Here is a 15,680-nt window from a genome sequence, read left to right on the forward strand (position 1 = left end):
GGCGTAACCCGCTGGTTACGCCATTATTTCAACCAGCTTCCCTCAGATTTATTGAAAACCATAAATCTTTTTCTATGACAGTGAATATGATTGATACACACATTGAAAACATACTTACACTCTATAAGACTTATGGAAATGAAAATTATATAGGGGAAAAAGTATCGCAGGTAGAACATATGTGTCAATGTGCGCAATTGGCGGAAGCAGAAGGCTACGACGACGAAGTAATCCTCGCGGCTTTCTTTCACGATATCGGGCACCTGTGCGAACATATCATGGACGTACATTATATGGATGATTATGGAGTAGCTGATCATGAAAGAATTGGGGCAGCTTACCTGTTGGGTAAGGGCTTTTCCGGAAAAATTGCACAGTTGGTGGCTTCACATGTAGCTGCAAAACGTTACCTCACTTTTAAATACCCGGAATATCTGAGGAATCTTTCTAAGGCAAGTCTTCAAACACTACAATTTCAGGGAGGGGTGATGTCTGCAGAAGAAGCTGCAGCTTTTGAAGCGGATCCTTTATTTAATCTGTACATCGCCCTACGTAAATGGGATGAGCAGGCTAAAACAGAAAATGTTCCGTTGCCTGCACTTGAAGTTTACGCAGAACGTATGAAAAACCATCTTTTAAAACAGCATAACCTATTGATATGAGTAAAATAGCATTGGTTGTATTTGATATTGCAGGAACAACAGTAAGTGACGCAGGTAATATCAATGATTGCTTTCGCGATGCTTTCGCAGAAGCAGGTATTGAAGTGGAGAGCGCAGAGGTAGATACAGTTATGGGTTACCGTAAAATAGACGCAGTAAGAATAATTGTTGAAAAGTACAACAAACTCGAAGGAGCGGAGAATGAAAAGCTGATTGATAGTATTCATACCCGCTTTAACGAACTGATGGTTGCTTTTTATCAGGAAACAGAAACACTGGTGCCATTGCCTTACGCAGCGGAAATATTTAAATGGTTGCAGGAAAGACAGATTAAAGTAGCACTTAACACGGGTTTTACAAGAGTTATCACCAATGCACTTCTTACAAGATTGGGGTGGAATAATCATCCGGACATCGATAGAGTAGTTTGCAGCGATGAAGTACTTGAAGGAAGGCCAGCTTCATATATGATACAATACCTGATGAGAGAATTGCAGGTTTCAGATGCAAAAGAAGTGGTAAAAGTAGGTGACACTGAAGTTGATATTAAAGAAGGCAGAAACGCCCATTGTGGAAGCGTAATAGCGGTAACAACGGGCGCTTATACAAGAGCGCAGTTGGAGCAATATCAGCCCGATCATATTATTGATTCACTGGAGCAGTTAACAACAATACTTAATTCATAAGTATGCTCTTTAGCCAGAACCGTGCAACAAAAAAAGATATTCAGGTTGCCATATATGCTGCACTGATATGTTTTTTAACCTACGCATCTGTATACGCTTTCCGTAAACCCTTTACCGTAGGTATGTTTAGCGGAGAACGCGATATTTTTGGTCTTGCGTATAAAGATGCATTGGTTATTTGTCAGGTACTGGGGTACATGTTCAGTAAGTTTTATGGGATAAAGTTTATTTCGGAATTGGCGCATATCGGCAGGGGGAAATCGGTATTGCTGTTGCTGGGAGTTTCGTGGTGTGCCTTACTGTTGTTTGCAGTGGTGCCATCTCCCTGGAACATCATTTTTCTTTTTGTAAACGGGTTTCCATTGGGAATGATCTGGGGAATCATTTTTTCCTTTGCGGAAGGACGAAAGGCAACGGATTTTATTGGAGCAGCGTTAGCTGTAAGTTTTATTTTTTCATCCGGCTTTGTTAAGTCTGTTGCCAAGTGGCTTTTTTTGAACATTGATATAGCAGAAAAGTGGCTGCCTTTTATTACTGGTCTTGTATTTATGTTGCCAGTTCTTATACTCGTTTATCTCCTCGAACAAATACCACCCCCATCAAAAGCGGATCAGGAACATAAAGTTGTTCGCGTTCCCATGGATCGAAACCAACGAAAATCATTCTTTAAAAATTTCAGCATAGGTATTGTGTTGCTGATTGTTGTGTATGTTTTTCTGACCATCTTCAGAGATATTCGAGACAATTTTGCGGCAGATATGTGGAATGAACTCGGATATGGTAATGAACCAGGTGTATTTACCAATACAGAGATTCCCGTTACCGTTTCAGTATTATTACTTATTAGTGCCATGATGTTGATTCGTAATAATCGTAAAGCATTCATTATTACACACTATCTTATTATCGCAGGTTTTTTAGTAGCCGGTATTAGTTCGCTTTTATTTTCTCTCGGCTTTCTGAATCCTTTCGCATGGATGGTTGCAGTAGGATTGGGGCTATATATGGGTTATATCCCTTTCAATTGTATTTTATTCGACAGAATGATAGCTGCATTTGGTACTGCCGGCAATGTTGGATTTTTAATGTACCTGGCCGATTCATTTGGCTATTTAGGCAGTGTTGGTGTTATCGTAATGAAAACAGTGCTTAAAATAAAAACGCAATGGACCGATTTATACAGTACTGGTGTGATCTACTTATCGGTGATTGGGATATGTCTTACGATTGCTGCGATGTTTTATTTCATCAAAAAACTAAAATCAACAGTAGTATATGAACCATAAAACAGCCATTGTTGTTGGTGCGGGTATAGTTGGACTGGCAACAGCGAGAGCTTTGTCATTAGCCGGTTATAAGGTTACTGTAATTGAAAAGTCTGAGAAGCCTGTAGGTGCTTCTATTCGCAATTTTGGTATGGTGTGGCCCATTGGCCAGCCTGAAGGTTTGCTGTTTAACAGGGCTATGCGGAGCAGACAGGTATGGAAAGATATCAGCGATAGTACAGGTATGTGGTATAGTGAGTCGGGAAGCATGCATCTTGCCTACCATGCTGATGAATGGCAGGTTTTACAGGAATTGGCAGCCTTGTTTCAGCAGGAAGGCAGACAGGTTTTTTTACTTAGCTCATCCACAATAGCCGCTCGCTTTCCTCATGTTCAGCAAAAAGGATTATTGGGTGGATTGTTTAGCAATACAGAATTGATTGTTGATCCAAGAGAAGCAATTGTAACTACTGCCGCATATCTCGAAAATTTTCTTGATGTACAATTTCTGTATAAAACTCAGGTTGCAAATGTTGAAACAGGAGCAGTGTATATTGGCGATCAAAAAATACTGGCCGATCTGGTATGGGTTTGTAGTGGGCAGGATTTTGAGACTTTGTTTCCAACTGTTTTTTCAAATCTTCCTATTACCCGGTGCAAGTTACAAATGATGCGTTTTAAATCTTCTGATGAAGTAATGAAAATTGGTACTTCGGTTTGCGGAGGTCTGTCACTTATTCATTACAAATCGTTTACAAAAGCTACCGGTTTGCAAAAACTGGAAGAGCGATATAAAGCAGAAATGCAAGCGTATATCAAGTATGGGATACACGTAATGGTTGCTCAAAATGGAAATGGAGAGTTAACAGTTGGAGACTCCCATGAGTATGGCCATAGCTTCGAACCGTTTGATTCTGCTCATATAAATGAACTAATTTTTTCATATCTGAAACAGATGATGGATTGTTCTTCATGGAAATTGATACAAAGCTGGAACGGAATCTATCCAAAAATGCAGAATGGCGCAACAGAAATCTGTCTGTCACCTGCTACTGATGTATTTATTCTCAATGGATTGGGCGGAGCCGGGATGACACTTTCCTTTGGTCTGGCAGAAGAGATGGTGAAACAGTACGCCTGATCCTAATATGAACTTATTATTAAGAAATTGTAAACTGGCGAAGGTGAAACGCCGAAAGATTAACATTGCGCTCCATCCATTTGCTGACTTCAACTGCTTACCATGACTACTATTGTAAATGATAAAGGAGAAACGGTTGCTTATTTGTATCTGACAATCATCCTTGATGTTAGTCAATCAAAAGTCCTTGGTTTAATATTAGGTAATTGTGTATTTGGTCAGCATACTGCTCCTATCGGAAAATTCTTCAAAGACACTTTCAGGAAGCAAAATGGAAAAATAGTGGCCAAACTGGGAAAGGAAGTTTTCCCCAAAAAACCGGCAGATGAAAAAAAGGTTCTGGCAGATGCATGGTCCATGCTTAGTAATGTGAGAGAACATGTTTGTATGTGGGTTGAAGAAAATGAAAAATGGACACAGGAAAACTTTATCAGTTTTTTAGCAGTAGAGGAAAGTGTGGCTATTGCAGTTTAATATGGAATGAAAATGCTGCTGATTTTAGACCTCCGGCATGTTAATACGCTTAATCTCTTTTACTAAGAATTTATCTTTCTGGTTAAATTAAACATTCTCAATAACTAAACTGTAACTCTAAGTTTACTTTGGATCAAATAGATATAATCCAGACCTGCTCTTGCATTTGCAATGTTAGTACTGCTAAGTTTAAAGAAACAGTTGAAGGCGGAATGATTTATTTGTGAATAAATCCTGAATAAACCAACTAAGCTATAAAAAAATAACTTTTACATCATTATTACTTGGTATATAGTTCTGGTAGTTGATTTTTCTCTTATATCATTAAATTAAACTGTTAAGTTGAACTCTTTATTACCAATAGTTTATCTTACTATGAAGAAATGTTCATGGAATCATTAAATTTCCCGGGACCTGTATTTCTTGCTTAACAAAACAGAAACATTTGCAGTCTTAAAAACTGTTTATGAAATCTGTATCTACCCCCTTTCCTCAAAAACTATTGCTATTGCTGTGTTTATTAACAGCTTCAGCATTTGTACAAGCACAAACTGTAAAAGGTATTGTAAAAGACAGTGCATCAAATCCATTGGTTGGTGCCACTGTTCAGTTAAAAGGTGCATCTGTAAAAACCGCTACCATCAACGATGGCTCATTTGTATTGAACCTGCAGGGAGTTTCGTTGGTTAATGCTGTATTACAGATTAGCTATACCGGTTATGAAAATTTAGAAATACCTGTAAAAGGACTCGATAACCTGTCTATTCTGCTAACAGAGAAAAAAGAAGTGCTTCAGGAAGTTGTTGTAACAGCATTAGGTATCAGGAGAGAAGAAAAGTCGTTAGGATATGCGGCGCAAACAGTGAAGGAGAATGCTGTGAAAGATGCCAAAACCAATAACTGGGTAAATACCTTATCAGGTAAAGTGGCAGGTTTAAATATTCAGGGAACAGGGTCTGGCCCGATGGGTTCTTCACGTGTAACCCTTCGCGGAGAAAATTCTTTGAACCTCGACAATAATCAGGCGTTGATTATTATTGATGGTGTTCCGGTTAGTAGCAGGATTACCGGAACAGGTTACAATTCTCACCTTGCCGCAGATGGTCCCGTTGACTTTGGCTCTGGTTTATCAGATATCAACCCCGACGATATAGATAAAATAACAGTGTTAAAAGGTCCCGGCGCAACAGCTTTATATGGTAGTCGTGCAGCAGGTGGTGCCATTATTATCACAACAAAATCTGGTCAGCGTACAGACAAGGGCATTGGTGTTACATTTAATACCAACGTGAGTATTGATCAGGTAAACCGCTGGCCCGATTACCAGTTTGAATATGGTGAAGGAAGAACCAGTGCTTATTATTCTTATCTCGACGGAGCTGATGGTCCGAATACCAGCACAGGTGTTGCGGCAGGTAGAGCCTGGGGACCTCGTTTTAACGGGCAACAATATTTTCAATACAACCCTGCTGCGCCTGATGGAAGACCAACTGTAAGAACACCATGGGTGGCGCATAAAGATTATATCTCAGGTTTTTTTAAGACAGGAGTTACTGTATCTAACAGTATTTCTATGGAAGGAGGAAATGATAAAGGATCGGCTCGTTTGTCGCTCACACATTTAAAAAACGACTGGATACTTCCCAATACAGGATTTGAAAGGATCAATGCTGCATTGTCTGTTTCACAGAAAATATCGGACCGTTTAAAAATTACCGGTAAGGTAAACTATACCAATAAGCACAGTGATAACCTGCCTACTGCTGGTTACAATAACCAGACTATCATGTATTTTCTGATTATTGGAACAGCACCTAATATCAGACCTGAATGGTTTAAACCTTATTGGGAACCCGGACTGACAGGTGTAAAGCAGAAAAATCCATTTAATCCCGGCCCTGATAATCCCTACCTCGATTTGTATGAAATGCTGAACAAGATGAACAAACATGGGGTAATTGGAAATATAGCAGCAAACTACACCATCAATAAAAAACTTGAATTAATGGTTCGTGCAGGTACCGATATGTCTTTTGAATTTCGTTCACAACAGCGACCATTCAGTATGACAAAATACCCGCGTGGCATGTATCGTGAACAGAATGTTTTCAACTATGAGATGAATGCCGACTTTCTGTTGACTTATAAAGACAGGATAAATGATGATATTAATTACACAGTTTCAGGCGGAGCCAATGCTATGCGTCAGACATATGATTTCTCTGGAGCTTATGCTGATCAACTTTCACAGCCTGCCATTTACCAGGTGTCTAATAGCCTGGATCCAGCTGTAGTAGATGCAGTAAAATCAAAAAAAGCAATTAATAGTGTTTATGGAGCTGCACAATTTTCATATAAGGAGCAGGTGTTTGTTGACCTGACAGGAAGGAATGACTGGTCGAGTACTTTACCTTTTAAAAACAATTCATTCTTTTATCCTTCTGTAAGCACAAGCTTTTTACTAAGCGACATGTTTACACTGCCTTCGAAAATATCATTTGCTAAATTCAGGGCATCATGGGCACAGGTTGGTAATGATACCAGACCTTATCAGACCGATAAATACTACGATCGTATTTATGGTAACAGTTTTACCAACCCATCTACATTATTCAATACAGATCTTAAACCTGAAATCACTACCAGTTATGAAGCCGGACTTGATCTTCGTTTTTTTAAAGGAAGACTTGGGATTGACATAGCTATGTATGATAACAAAAGCCGTAACCAGATATTGGCTATTCCATTAGATCCTGTATCTGGTTATTCAAGTGCTCTGGTAAATGCTGGTTTAATCAACAGTAAGGGGATTGAGTTGACCGTAACAGGTAAACCCATAGTTCGTAAAAATTTCGCATGGGTTACTACACTTACGTGGAGCCGTAACAGAAGTTATGTTCGAGAATTGGCAGCAGGTATTACCAATCAGATCATTTATAGTCATGGTAGCAATGTGAGTATCGAAGCCCGGGTTGGTGGAAGAATGGGTGACTTGTACGGCAGAGGTTTTCAGCGAACAGCTGATGGACAAATCATCTACTCAACCAACGGCTTGCCTGCGCCACTTGATCCTGTTGCAAAGAAATGGGGTAATGCTTTTGCAGACTGGAAAGCAGGTTTAATGAACGAGTTTACTGTTGGAAATTTCAGGATAAGTATTCTGTTGGATGGCCAGAAAGGTGGAAGCATGTATTCTCAAACCAACCACAAGAATAATACACTTGGAAAAACAAAAGTAACCCTGCCGGGAAGAGACAATGGAATAGTAGGTGATGGAGTGGTATTCAACAATGGAACAGGCAAATATGAAAAGAATGCAGTGAATGTTGCTGCCAGTTCTTACTACGATAATATTTATGCCATCAGCAATGCAGAGATGAATATTTTCGACGCCTCCTTCCTGAAGCTCAGGGAAGCCAGGGTAGAATTCAATCTGCCAAAGAAAGCGTTGGCTAAAATTGGTATCAGACAAACAAGCGTTGCTGTTTATGGACGCGACCTGTTTAATATTACCAGCTTCCCGGGTTTTGATCCGGAAGGAGGTAACCTTAATAGTGGGACACTGACACCGGGTGTTGAACTGACACAGTTTCCATCTACCAGAAACATGGGTGTAAACCTCACTTTTAAATTCTAATCCCGACAAAATCATTCAATATGAAAAAGTATTCATTCAACTATTATATTCTGCTGCTCGTAGTAATGCTGATGAGTAGCTGTGCAAAAAATTTTGAATCTCTGAACACAGATCCTAATAGACCCAAAGAAGTGAACCCCGGTGTAATGCTTGGGCAGCTTCAATACAGGATCGTAAGTTCAGCTGTTACCTCTTCCAGAAATTTCACTCATGAACTGATGCAGGTAGATGCACCTCGTTCCAGCCCTGGTGGCACAGGATTGCATCGGTATGTTGTGAATCCCGGAGCAGGTGTCTGGAGTAATTTTTATGCGTACTTAACCGATATAGAAGATATCTATCGCATAGCTGATGACTTAAACGAGCCCAACTATAAGGCAATAGCGCTGATCTATAAATCATGGGCCTATTCTATACTAACCGATTTATATGGAGATGTTCCTTTCAGTGAAGCCACCAAAGCAACAGATGGAAATTTTCAACCAGCATTCGATAAACAAAAAGATATCTATACCAGAATATTAGCTGATCTGGAAACTGCAAATGAACTGATCAATACAGGTAAAGCGCTTACTTATGGAGGCGATATTTTATACAATGCAAATGCTTTATCGGGTTCAGTTAACCCCGGTATGGTAAAATGGAAACGTTTTGGTAATTCATTAAAGCTCCGGTTACTAGTAAGAATATCTAAGCGTAATGATGAAGTAAATGTAAATAACCAGATCAATGCCATGCTGGCCGATCCAGTAAAGTACCCAATGTTTGTAGTAAATGGCGACGAAGCAATACTTAAGTTCACCGGATCATTTCCTTATTTCAATCCATATTACAATGCAAGGCAGTTAGATTGGAGAGATGGTACATATTTTACAAAATTCTTTATGGATAAAATGAATGCCGATAATGATCCGAGAAGAACATTATGGAGCACGACAGTAACCGTAGGGGGTGTTCCCTCATATGTTGGTATTGAAAGCGGATACCCTGTAACTACTGAATACCAGGTAGGACGTAATTCAAGTTATAATGATGTATTAAAAACATATGTCCCTATGGGTATTATGATGACCCTTGCGGAACTGGAATTTATTAAAGCAGAGCTGGCGGTAAAAGGTTTTGCAACCGGTAAAACTGCCAAACAACATTACGATGCGGGTATAACTGCTTCCATGGCTCAATGGGGACTCACTTTACCTGCAGGGTACCTTAACCAGCCCGGTGTGGTATATGATGCAACTGCATCAACCGCCCAGCAATTGGAGCGAATTATGTTGCAGAAATATTACGCGTACTTTTTTGTGGATTATCAGTCATGGTTTGAAAAGAGAAGAACAGGATATCCTGTTCTTCCCAGAGGTACTGGTATCCCTGCTGAAAATAAATTTCCAAGTCGTGTGCCTTATCCAACTTATTTGCAATCACTCAATGCAGCAAACCTGGCTAAAGCCATCACATCAATGGGTGGAGATAATAGCGATATAAAAGTATGGTGGGAGAAATAAAATCATTTAAATCATCACAGTATGAAAAAGAATAGCTTATTTATAATGGTGTTGCTTACTTGCCTGCAAGTGACAGCACAAGTAGATACTTCCATTAAAACCCTGATTGTTTTTTTTGACGGATTAAGACCTGATTATATAACCCCTGAACTGATGCCTAATGTATATGCATTCAGTAAACGAGGGTCATATGGAAAGCAGCATCACAGCGTGTTTCCAACAGTAACGCGTGTAAATTCTTCATCTTATTCAACAGGAAGCTATCCCGGAACAAACGGTATTATGGGTAATACGGTTTATTTTCCGCAGGTAAATCCGGTAAAAGGGTTAAATACAGGAGACGCTGCAGAACTGAATAAAATTGCTGCTGCAACAAACGACCGTTTATTAACAGCCGTCTCATTAGGGGAAGCATTGGAATCTGTAGGACAAAGAATGATGGTATTCAGTTCAGGTTCAACAGGGCAGGCATTATTGCAAAACCATAAAGTAGGAAATGGTGCCATAGTAAATACATCTATGATATTGCCGGCATCTTTTAAAGATGAGTTGGTAAATGTGCTGGGCCCTATTCCGGCACATGGTAAACCCAATAGCGCACAGCATAAATGGATTACTGATGCGTTACTGCAATATGGATTTGTAAAAAATGGCCCCTTGGTAAATGCCATCTGGTATTCTGATCCTGATGGTGCGGCTCATAGCGATGGCATTGGTTCGGTTGCAGCCAACGCCTCAATTAAATCAGTAGATGAGCAGTTTGGGAGAATCATAACTGCATTAGACGAAAAAGGAATGCGTAATAAAGTAAATATTATTATATCAACCGACCATGGCTTTGTAACCAAGGCGGGTAAACTGGGTGTAGCGGATTTCCTGATTCAGAAAGGAATAAAAAAAGACCGTGAGTCAGATGATATTGTAGCTGCAGAAGGGGCACTTTATGTAAAAAATCATGATCCGGAACTTATTCGTAAAGTAGTAACAGCTTTGCAACAGGAAGAATGGGTAGGGGCCATATTTACAAAAGCAGATAAAACAGGAAGTATGAAAGGTTGGATTCCGGGTACACTTTCTTTTGATGCCATTCACTGGAACCATCCTGAGAGAACAGCCGATATTCTGGTTGATGAAAACTGGAATGACGCAAAGAATAGCACTGGCTATGCAGGCACAAGTTATGCACGCGGAGTAGCCGGGCATGGGGGCTTTAGTCCATATGAAGTTCATATAGCCTTGCTCGCTGATGGACCTTCATTTAAAAAAGCATTTGAGGGTAATCTGCCAACTTCAAATGTAGATATAGCACCAACGGTTTTATCTATTCATCATATTCCTGCCCCATCAACTATGAAGGGCAGAGCATTTTCAGAGTTGTTGATAGGTTCAAAAGCGCCACCGGCAACTGTAAAGAAAGGACGTGTTGAAACCAGTACAGTGGTAGGAGGTATTACTTATAAACTGCTGCTCGATATAAGTACTATCGGTAAATATCGTTATATCAATTATGCTAAAACAGAAAGAACTACTGACCTGTCGATGGGTAAATAGTAAATACTAATAAAAATGCGCCTGCTGATATTATTGCAGGCGCATTTTTATTTTAAGGACGAAAGACTATTTCAACGAAGCCAGATCGATGACAAACCTGTATCTCACATCAGCTTTAATCATTCTTTCATATGCTTCATTGATTTGCTGAATGGAAATTACTTCCACATCAGAAACAATATTATGTTCTGCACAGAAATCGAGCATCTCCTGTGTTTCTTTGATACCACCGATCATAGAGCCTAAAATGCTTCTCCGTTTAGGCACCAGGTCGAATGCAGGCACTTTTGAAGCTGATTCGGGAAGCCCTACAATAATCATGGTTCCGTTTGTTTTTAACAGGTTCAGGTAAGTGCTGAATTCATGATCTGCAGAAACGGTGTTCAGAATAAAATCAAAAGAGTTTTCGAGGCTCTTCATGGTGTCTTTATCTGTAATCAATGCGAAATGGTGAGCGCCCAATCTTTTTGCATCGGCTTCTTTGGAAGGAGAAGTACTCAGCATGGTAACTTCTGCACCAAAAGCGGCGGCAAATTTTACACCCATATGTCCCAATCCACCCAAACCAAATACAGCTACTTTATGTCCTTTCTTTACCCCAACATAACGCAAGGGTGAGTAGGTAGTAATACCTGCACAAAGCAATGGCGCAACGCCAGCAAGTGGAAGTTTATCGGAAATATGCAATGTGTAGTGTTCGTCAACCACAATATTGGTTGAATAACCTCCATAAGTAGGTGCGTTGGTAATACGTTCGCGACCGTTATAAGTACCCACCATTCCGTCCTCGCAATATTGTTCAAGATCGCTTTTGCAGTTTTCGCAGGTTCTGCATGAATCAACAAAACAACCTACACCAGCGAGATCACCCACTTTAAACTTGGTTACTTTATCTCCTACGCCCACAACCCTTCCAACAATTTCATGTCCGGGTACCATCGGGAAAATGGCTTTACCCCATTCTTCGCGTGCCTGGTGAATATCGGAATGGCAAACTCCGCAATACAAAATGTCGATATGTACATCGTATGGGCCCGGTTCTCTTCTTTCGAGTTGAAAAGGGGTGAGTCTTGCTTTTGGTGTTTCTGCTGCGTAAGCCTTGGTTGCTATCATACAATTAATCTTTATGCGAAGGTAACAGCTAAAAAAGTCTGTTGTTCACGCTTTGTTTTACTAAAGTGGAAAATAAATCCGGTTACTTCATGTTGGCTGCCCAAAAATCCAGTGTTCTTTTCCAGGCCAGTTTTGCTGCGGCTTCATTATACCTGGCACCAGAAGTGTCGTTATGAAAAGCGTGATTCACGCCTTCATAAATGTACACTTCATACTTTACGTTGTTTTTTTTGAGGGCATCTTCATAAGCCGGAATACCAGCATTGATGCGCTCATCCAGACCACCATAATGTAATTGTAAAGCTGCTTTTATTTTGGGAACATCAGCGGCATCGGCCTGTCTGCCATAAAAAGCAACGGCAGCTTTTAAATCAGGAACATTCACAGCCAGTTGATTCACCAATGCACCACCCCAGCAAAAACCTACACAACCGGTTAAGCCAGTACAGTCTTTGCGGCTTTTTAAATAGTCGAATCCTTTGGCAAAATTGATGAGGTTTTGTTTTGCATCAATTTTACTGAATAATTCTCTTGCCTGGTCCTGATCGGTAGGCGTGCCACCGGCAGACGATAGTGCATCTGGTGCTATGGCAATATAACCAGCTTTTGCAGCCCTGCGTGCTACATCGCGAATATGATCATTCAGTCCACGATTTTCATGAATTACAACCACACCCCCATATTTTCCATCTTTTTTTGGTTTGGCCAGATAGGCTTTCATGGTTACACCACCTGCATCATAGGTAATCTCTTCCGTATGCAGTTCAATATCCTGTTCAGGAACAGTTGCGGCTACTGCATAATTGTTTTCCAACATGGGTAATATGGCCATGGCAGCAGTAGTACTGCCTGCCAGAATAGCCAGACGTTTTAAAAATACCTCGCGTGGTAAAGGTTTATGTGTGTACTCATCGTACAAATTAATAATCTCCTGTTTCATATGGGTATGCGGTTTTGTATAAATATACCGATTGCATATGGGCAGGCAAAATGGTTTACCGAATAAAAAACGCTATCTGCCGAGCCTGGCAGATAGCGTTTAGGAAATAATCATAAATATCGGTTATTGAATCAGGCTTGCCATTTTTCCAATAGGTAACTGCGATGCCAGTGATATCAGTTCGGCTTCGGAGCTGTTATTTATTTTTAAACTGAGAAGTGCATTACTCAGCGGAATTTCTAAGCGGTACGTATTCTGTTCGTCATCTTCTTTATTCAGTCTTGCTTTATAATTACCCACTTTTACAATTTTTGTATTCGGATCACCACCAAATCCTGCCATTAAAGGAGCGTTGATATACGCATTGAGGGTATTTAATAAAGGTGAATTAATGACCACATTCAAAGCTGCTTTTTTACTAAAATGCCCATAATTTTTTTCAATGGTTACGCCTGTAAACTGACTGCTACCTGAAACATTTTCTTCTTTTGGAACAGGGGTCAGCGTATCCAGTGATGTTGGAAATAATTTTAAAACCTCTTTGCCAATAGTGATATCAAGGTCCTGCATCATTTGTAATAAAGCGAAATGTGCATCCTGTAATTTACCTGAACTGTAACTGTTTTGTGCAGTTGCAATATTTTTTTTGAAATCCTGTGCATATGTCAGCGAGGTTAACAATAATGCAAGCAGGATACTGTAAGTCTTTTTCATTTATTTGTATTTACTTATTGTTGACCCATTGTTTTTTTAATCATATCGATATCAAATTGCTGAACTGCGTCCATGATATCTTTTTCTGTAGTAAAATTGATGCCTTTCCAGGTAATCATACCGCCAGTACCCATTTGCATCAGTATGGTATAACCTTCTCTTTCTTCAAATTGAATAATGGCTTTATTGCCTTTTATCCTGATTTGTTTGGTGTTTTGTGTTTCACCGTTTGATTGAGTGGAAGCAAACCCAAAGTACATATCAAGTGCACCGGCATACATAGCGTTATTACCTATAAGCACAGATAACTGTTTGTCATCTTTCTGGTAAACACGCTGTATGGTAAGGTTGGCCCAGCCATAACGAACACTCATTACCCTGTCTTCAGTTGAATCTTTGGGCAAACCAACAATTTCAGTAGGGAGCGATTGCAACAACTGGTTGCCAATTTGAAGTTCAACACCGAGTAAAGCCTGTTGAACAGAAAACCTTGCTTCGCCAAACTGTTGCTTATTGAATGCAAGATCAGCATCTGTAATCTGTTGTAAAACATCAGGTACGGTAGAATTTTTAAGTCCTTCACCCGATTTATTAATCGGTCTTCCATTTTTAGTAGTACCCGGCAGATTTGTATTGGTGTTATTATTGGCAGGGACATTCGTTGTTCCAGTTTTGTCGGTTACTTTTTTGTCGAGCACTTCTTCCGCCTTTTTTTCTACTTTGTCTTTTAGTTTTTTTAGAAAACCCTGTGAATAAGACTCAGTTTGTAAAGCAAGGGCCGCACACACAAAAAGAATGGTGAATAGTTTTTGTTTCATGGTAATGATTTCGAAACACAAAACTATTGTTGCTTAAAAGCCAATACAAACCATTCATGATGGCATACGACCGACTATATCATCGGTTATTGTTGATTTACAATGCGTTATCAATTTTATCACATAAATATGTGAGCGAAAATTAGCAATCAAAAGATGTGTCTTTGCTCATCCTGTTTTTTTTCATCCAGCTTTTGCTGCTCTATGTACAAGAGGTGATTCGCTTCAAGTAGTTTTTCCATATACTCATATAATAAGAGTATGGCAGCTCTTTCTCTATTGGTGAGTGTTTTATTGTAGCTACCGGTAACCGTTGTTTTCAGCCAATCCCATAACATTATTTTCAATTCCGGTAAATGTGCAAAATCGAATAATTCAGCAAGTACAAGTTGTGGATTATTGATTTCTTCTCTGGTTAAAGCCGACAAGATTGGCTTTTCGTGATGAATTTCCTGTTGCATGGTAAGTTATTAGAAATCTTTCAATACTTCTAACGCGAAGTGTTGCGGCAGATCACAGACTTACGACATTTAATTTTTTCGTTAATGACCTGTATTGATATTATTTCTGCGGGTTTTACCAGGCCAAATCAGGTATAAATACGTATTGCAGCATTTATATTTTATCTCTTTCTTCGTAAGGTATTGAAGAGGTAAAAATATAAAATCGTTTTCTATCATCTTCTATCTGAATTCCGACATTTTCTAAACATTTATACACAATGACAGCTCCAGAAAGATTTTATCAGTTTATAGAATATAAACGTTTACGCCCAAGAAAAGTAGAAATAGAATGTGGTTTATCAAATGGCTATTTGGGCAAACAGCGCAAAAACAAAGGCTCTTTCGGGGGTGCCATTTTATTCAAGATTGAAAAACGTTTCCCCGAACTGAATATTACCTGGCTACTCTCCGGAGAAGGTGAAATGCTCAATGCAACGTATCGCGAAGTGAAAATGGAAATAATGAATACGGTTGAGGAGGAGTCCGCCTCATATGGCTTGGTGATGCGCGAATTGGTACCCTTATTGAAACAACAAATCAGTCAACTTGAAGCTGCTTTACTCGATAAACAGAAGCTTATAGAAATACTGGAGCATCAGATAAAGCAGGGAGAATAATAGTATTGTAAAAAGTTGTCAGATCGGGCAACTAGAAAAAAGTCCTTCTAAAAC

General features: G+C 39.6%; 14 protein-coding genes. 9 read left to right on the top strand and 5 right to left on the bottom strand.

Annotation, left to right across the window (positions count from 1 at the left end):
• Positions 1-74: 74 nt before the first annotated feature.
• From KXJ59_RS07455 to KXJ59_RS07490, 8 genes are all read left to right on the top strand, one after another.
• On the top strand, positions 75-662 hold the full coding sequence (locus KXJ59_RS07455; protein ID WP_295202703.1) for an HD domain-containing protein: 588 nt from the start codon (positions 75-77) through the stop codon (positions 660-662).
• Positions 659-1,348 carry an HAD family hydrolase gene (locus tag KXJ59_RS07460; RefSeq protein WP_295202706.1) on the top strand — a complete coding sequence of 230 codons (690 nt, stop codon included), beginning with the start codon at positions 659-661 and terminating at the stop codon, positions 1,346-1,348. The genes KXJ59_RS07455 and KXJ59_RS07460 overlap by 4 nt, the downstream gene beginning before the upstream one ends.
• 2 nt (positions 1,349-1,350) lie before the next feature.
• Complete coding sequence (locus KXJ59_RS07465; RefSeq protein WP_295202708.1) at positions 1,351-2,634, top strand: DUF5690 family protein; 1,284 nt, start codon at positions 1,351-1,353, stop codon at positions 2,632-2,634.
• Positions 2,624-3,754, top strand: coding sequence for a TIGR03364 family FAD-dependent oxidoreductase (locus tag KXJ59_RS07470; RefSeq protein ID WP_295202711.1), 1,131 nt, complete (start codon positions 2,624-2,626; stop codon positions 3,752-3,754). Before KXJ59_RS07465 ends, KXJ59_RS07470 begins: the two co-directional genes overlap by 11 nt.
• Before the next feature lie 102 nt (positions 3,755-3,856).
• A complete protein-coding gene (locus KXJ59_RS07475) occupies positions 3,857-4,228 on the top strand; it encodes a hypothetical protein (RefSeq protein WP_295202713.1) in 372 nt (123 codons plus the stop codon).
• A gap of 466 nt (positions 4,229-4,694) precedes the next feature.
• Positions 4,695-7,865 carry a SusC/RagA family TonB-linked outer membrane protein gene (locus KXJ59_RS07480; protein ID WP_295202715.1) on the top strand — a complete coding sequence of 1,057 codons (3,171 nt, stop codon included), beginning with the start codon at positions 4,695-4,697 and terminating at the stop codon, positions 7,863-7,865.
• A gap of 20 nt (positions 7,866-7,885) precedes the next feature.
• Positions 7,886-9,370, top strand: coding sequence for a SusD/RagB family nutrient-binding outer membrane lipoprotein (locus KXJ59_RS07485; protein WP_295202717.1), 1,485 nt, complete (start codon positions 7,886-7,888; stop codon positions 9,368-9,370).
• A gap of 21 nt (positions 9,371-9,391) precedes the next feature.
• On the top strand, positions 9,392-10,921 hold the full coding sequence (locus KXJ59_RS07490; protein ID WP_295202720.1) for an alkaline phosphatase family protein: 1,530 nt from the start codon (positions 9,392-9,394) through the stop codon (positions 10,919-10,921).
• A 66-nt stretch (positions 10,922-10,987) separates the two neighbouring features.
• Here the strand turns inward: KXJ59_RS07490 and KXJ59_RS07495 are convergent, their stop codons facing one another.
• The 5 genes from KXJ59_RS07495 to KXJ59_RS07515 form a co-directional block, all read right to left on the bottom strand.
• Positions 10,988-12,034, bottom strand: coding sequence for an NAD(P)-dependent alcohol dehydrogenase (locus tag KXJ59_RS07495; protein ID WP_295202722.1), 1,047 nt, complete (start codon positions 12,032-12,034; stop codon positions 10,988-10,990).
• 82 nt (positions 12,035-12,116) lie between these two features.
• A complete protein-coding gene (locus KXJ59_RS07500; protein ID WP_295202725.1) occupies positions 12,117-12,974 on the bottom strand; it encodes a dienelactone hydrolase family protein in 858 nt (285 codons plus the stop codon).
• A gap of 123 nt (positions 12,975-13,097) precedes the next feature.
• A complete protein-coding gene (locus KXJ59_RS07505; protein ID WP_295202728.1) occupies positions 13,098-13,688 on the bottom strand; it encodes a hypothetical protein in 591 nt (196 codons plus the stop codon).
• Positions 13,689-13,702: 14 nt separating this feature from the next.
• On the bottom strand, positions 13,703-14,506 hold the full coding sequence (locus KXJ59_RS07510; RefSeq protein WP_295202731.1) for a hypothetical protein: 804 nt from the start codon (positions 14,504-14,506) through the stop codon (positions 13,703-13,705).
• Between the two features lie 149 nt (positions 14,507-14,655).
• Complete coding sequence (locus tag KXJ59_RS07515; protein WP_295202732.1) at positions 14,656-14,967, bottom strand: hypothetical protein; 312 nt, start codon at positions 14,965-14,967, stop codon at positions 14,656-14,658.
• A gap of 260 nt (positions 14,968-15,227) precedes the next feature.
• Between KXJ59_RS07515 and KXJ59_RS07520 the strand changes: the two genes are divergently transcribed.
• On the top strand, positions 15,228-15,626 hold the full coding sequence (locus KXJ59_RS07520; RefSeq protein WP_295202735.1) for a hypothetical protein: 399 nt from the start codon (positions 15,228-15,230) through the stop codon (positions 15,624-15,626).
• Positions 15,627-15,680 lie beyond the last annotated feature (54 nt).

The sequence above is a fragment of the Sediminibacterium sp. genome (genome assembly GCF_019264485.1).
Lineage (GTDB): Bacteria > Bacteroidota > Bacteroidia > Chitinophagales > Chitinophagaceae > Sediminibacterium.

Bases quoted from the DNA above. Each gene is read 5' to 3' on its own strand.
- KXJ59_RS07500 (WP_295202725.1), bottom strand. From the start codon at position 12,974: ATGAAACAGGAGATTATTAATTTGTACGATGAGTACACACATAAACCT.
- KXJ59_RS07515 (WP_295202732.1), bottom strand. From the start codon at position 14,967: ATGCAACAGGAAATTCATCACGAAAAGCCAATCTTGTCGGCTTTAACC.
- KXJ59_RS07455 (WP_295202703.1), top strand. From the start codon at position 75: ATGACAGTGAATATGATTGATACACACATTGAAAACATACTTACACTC.
- KXJ59_RS07485 (WP_295202717.1), top strand. From the start codon at position 7,886: ATGAAAAAGTATTCATTCAACTATTATATTCTGCTGCTCGTAGTAATG.
- KXJ59_RS07510 (WP_295202731.1), bottom strand. From the start codon at position 14,506: ATGAAACAAAAACTATTCACCATTCTTTTTGTGTGTGCGGCCCTTGCT.
- KXJ59_RS07465 (WP_295202708.1), top strand. From the start codon at position 1,351: ATGCTCTTTAGCCAGAACCGTGCAACAAAAAAAGATATTCAGGTTGCC.
- KXJ59_RS07505 (WP_295202728.1), bottom strand. From the start codon at position 13,688: ATGAAAAAGACTTACAGTATCCTGCTTGCATTATTGTTAACCTCGCTG.
- KXJ59_RS07475 (WP_295202713.1), top strand. From the start codon at position 3,857: ATGACTACTATTGTAAATGATAAAGGAGAAACGGTTGCTTATTTGTAT.
- KXJ59_RS07520 (WP_295202735.1), top strand. From the start codon at position 15,228: ATGACAGCTCCAGAAAGATTTTATCAGTTTATAGAATATAAACGTTTA.
- KXJ59_RS07470 (WP_295202711.1), top strand. From the start codon at position 2,624: ATGAACCATAAAACAGCCATTGTTGTTGGTGCGGGTATAGTTGGACTG.
- KXJ59_RS07480 (WP_295202715.1), top strand. From the start codon at position 4,695: ATGAAATCTGTATCTACCCCCTTTCCTCAAAAACTATTGCTATTGCTG.
- KXJ59_RS07490 (WP_295202720.1), top strand. From the start codon at position 9,392: ATGAAAAAGAATAGCTTATTTATAATGGTGTTGCTTACTTGCCTGCAA.
- KXJ59_RS07460 (WP_295202706.1), top strand. From the start codon at position 659: ATGAGTAAAATAGCATTGGTTGTATTTGATATTGCAGGAACAACAGTA.
- KXJ59_RS07495 (WP_295202722.1), bottom strand. From the start codon at position 12,034: ATGATAGCAACCAAGGCTTACGCAGCAGAAACACCAAAAGCAAGACTC.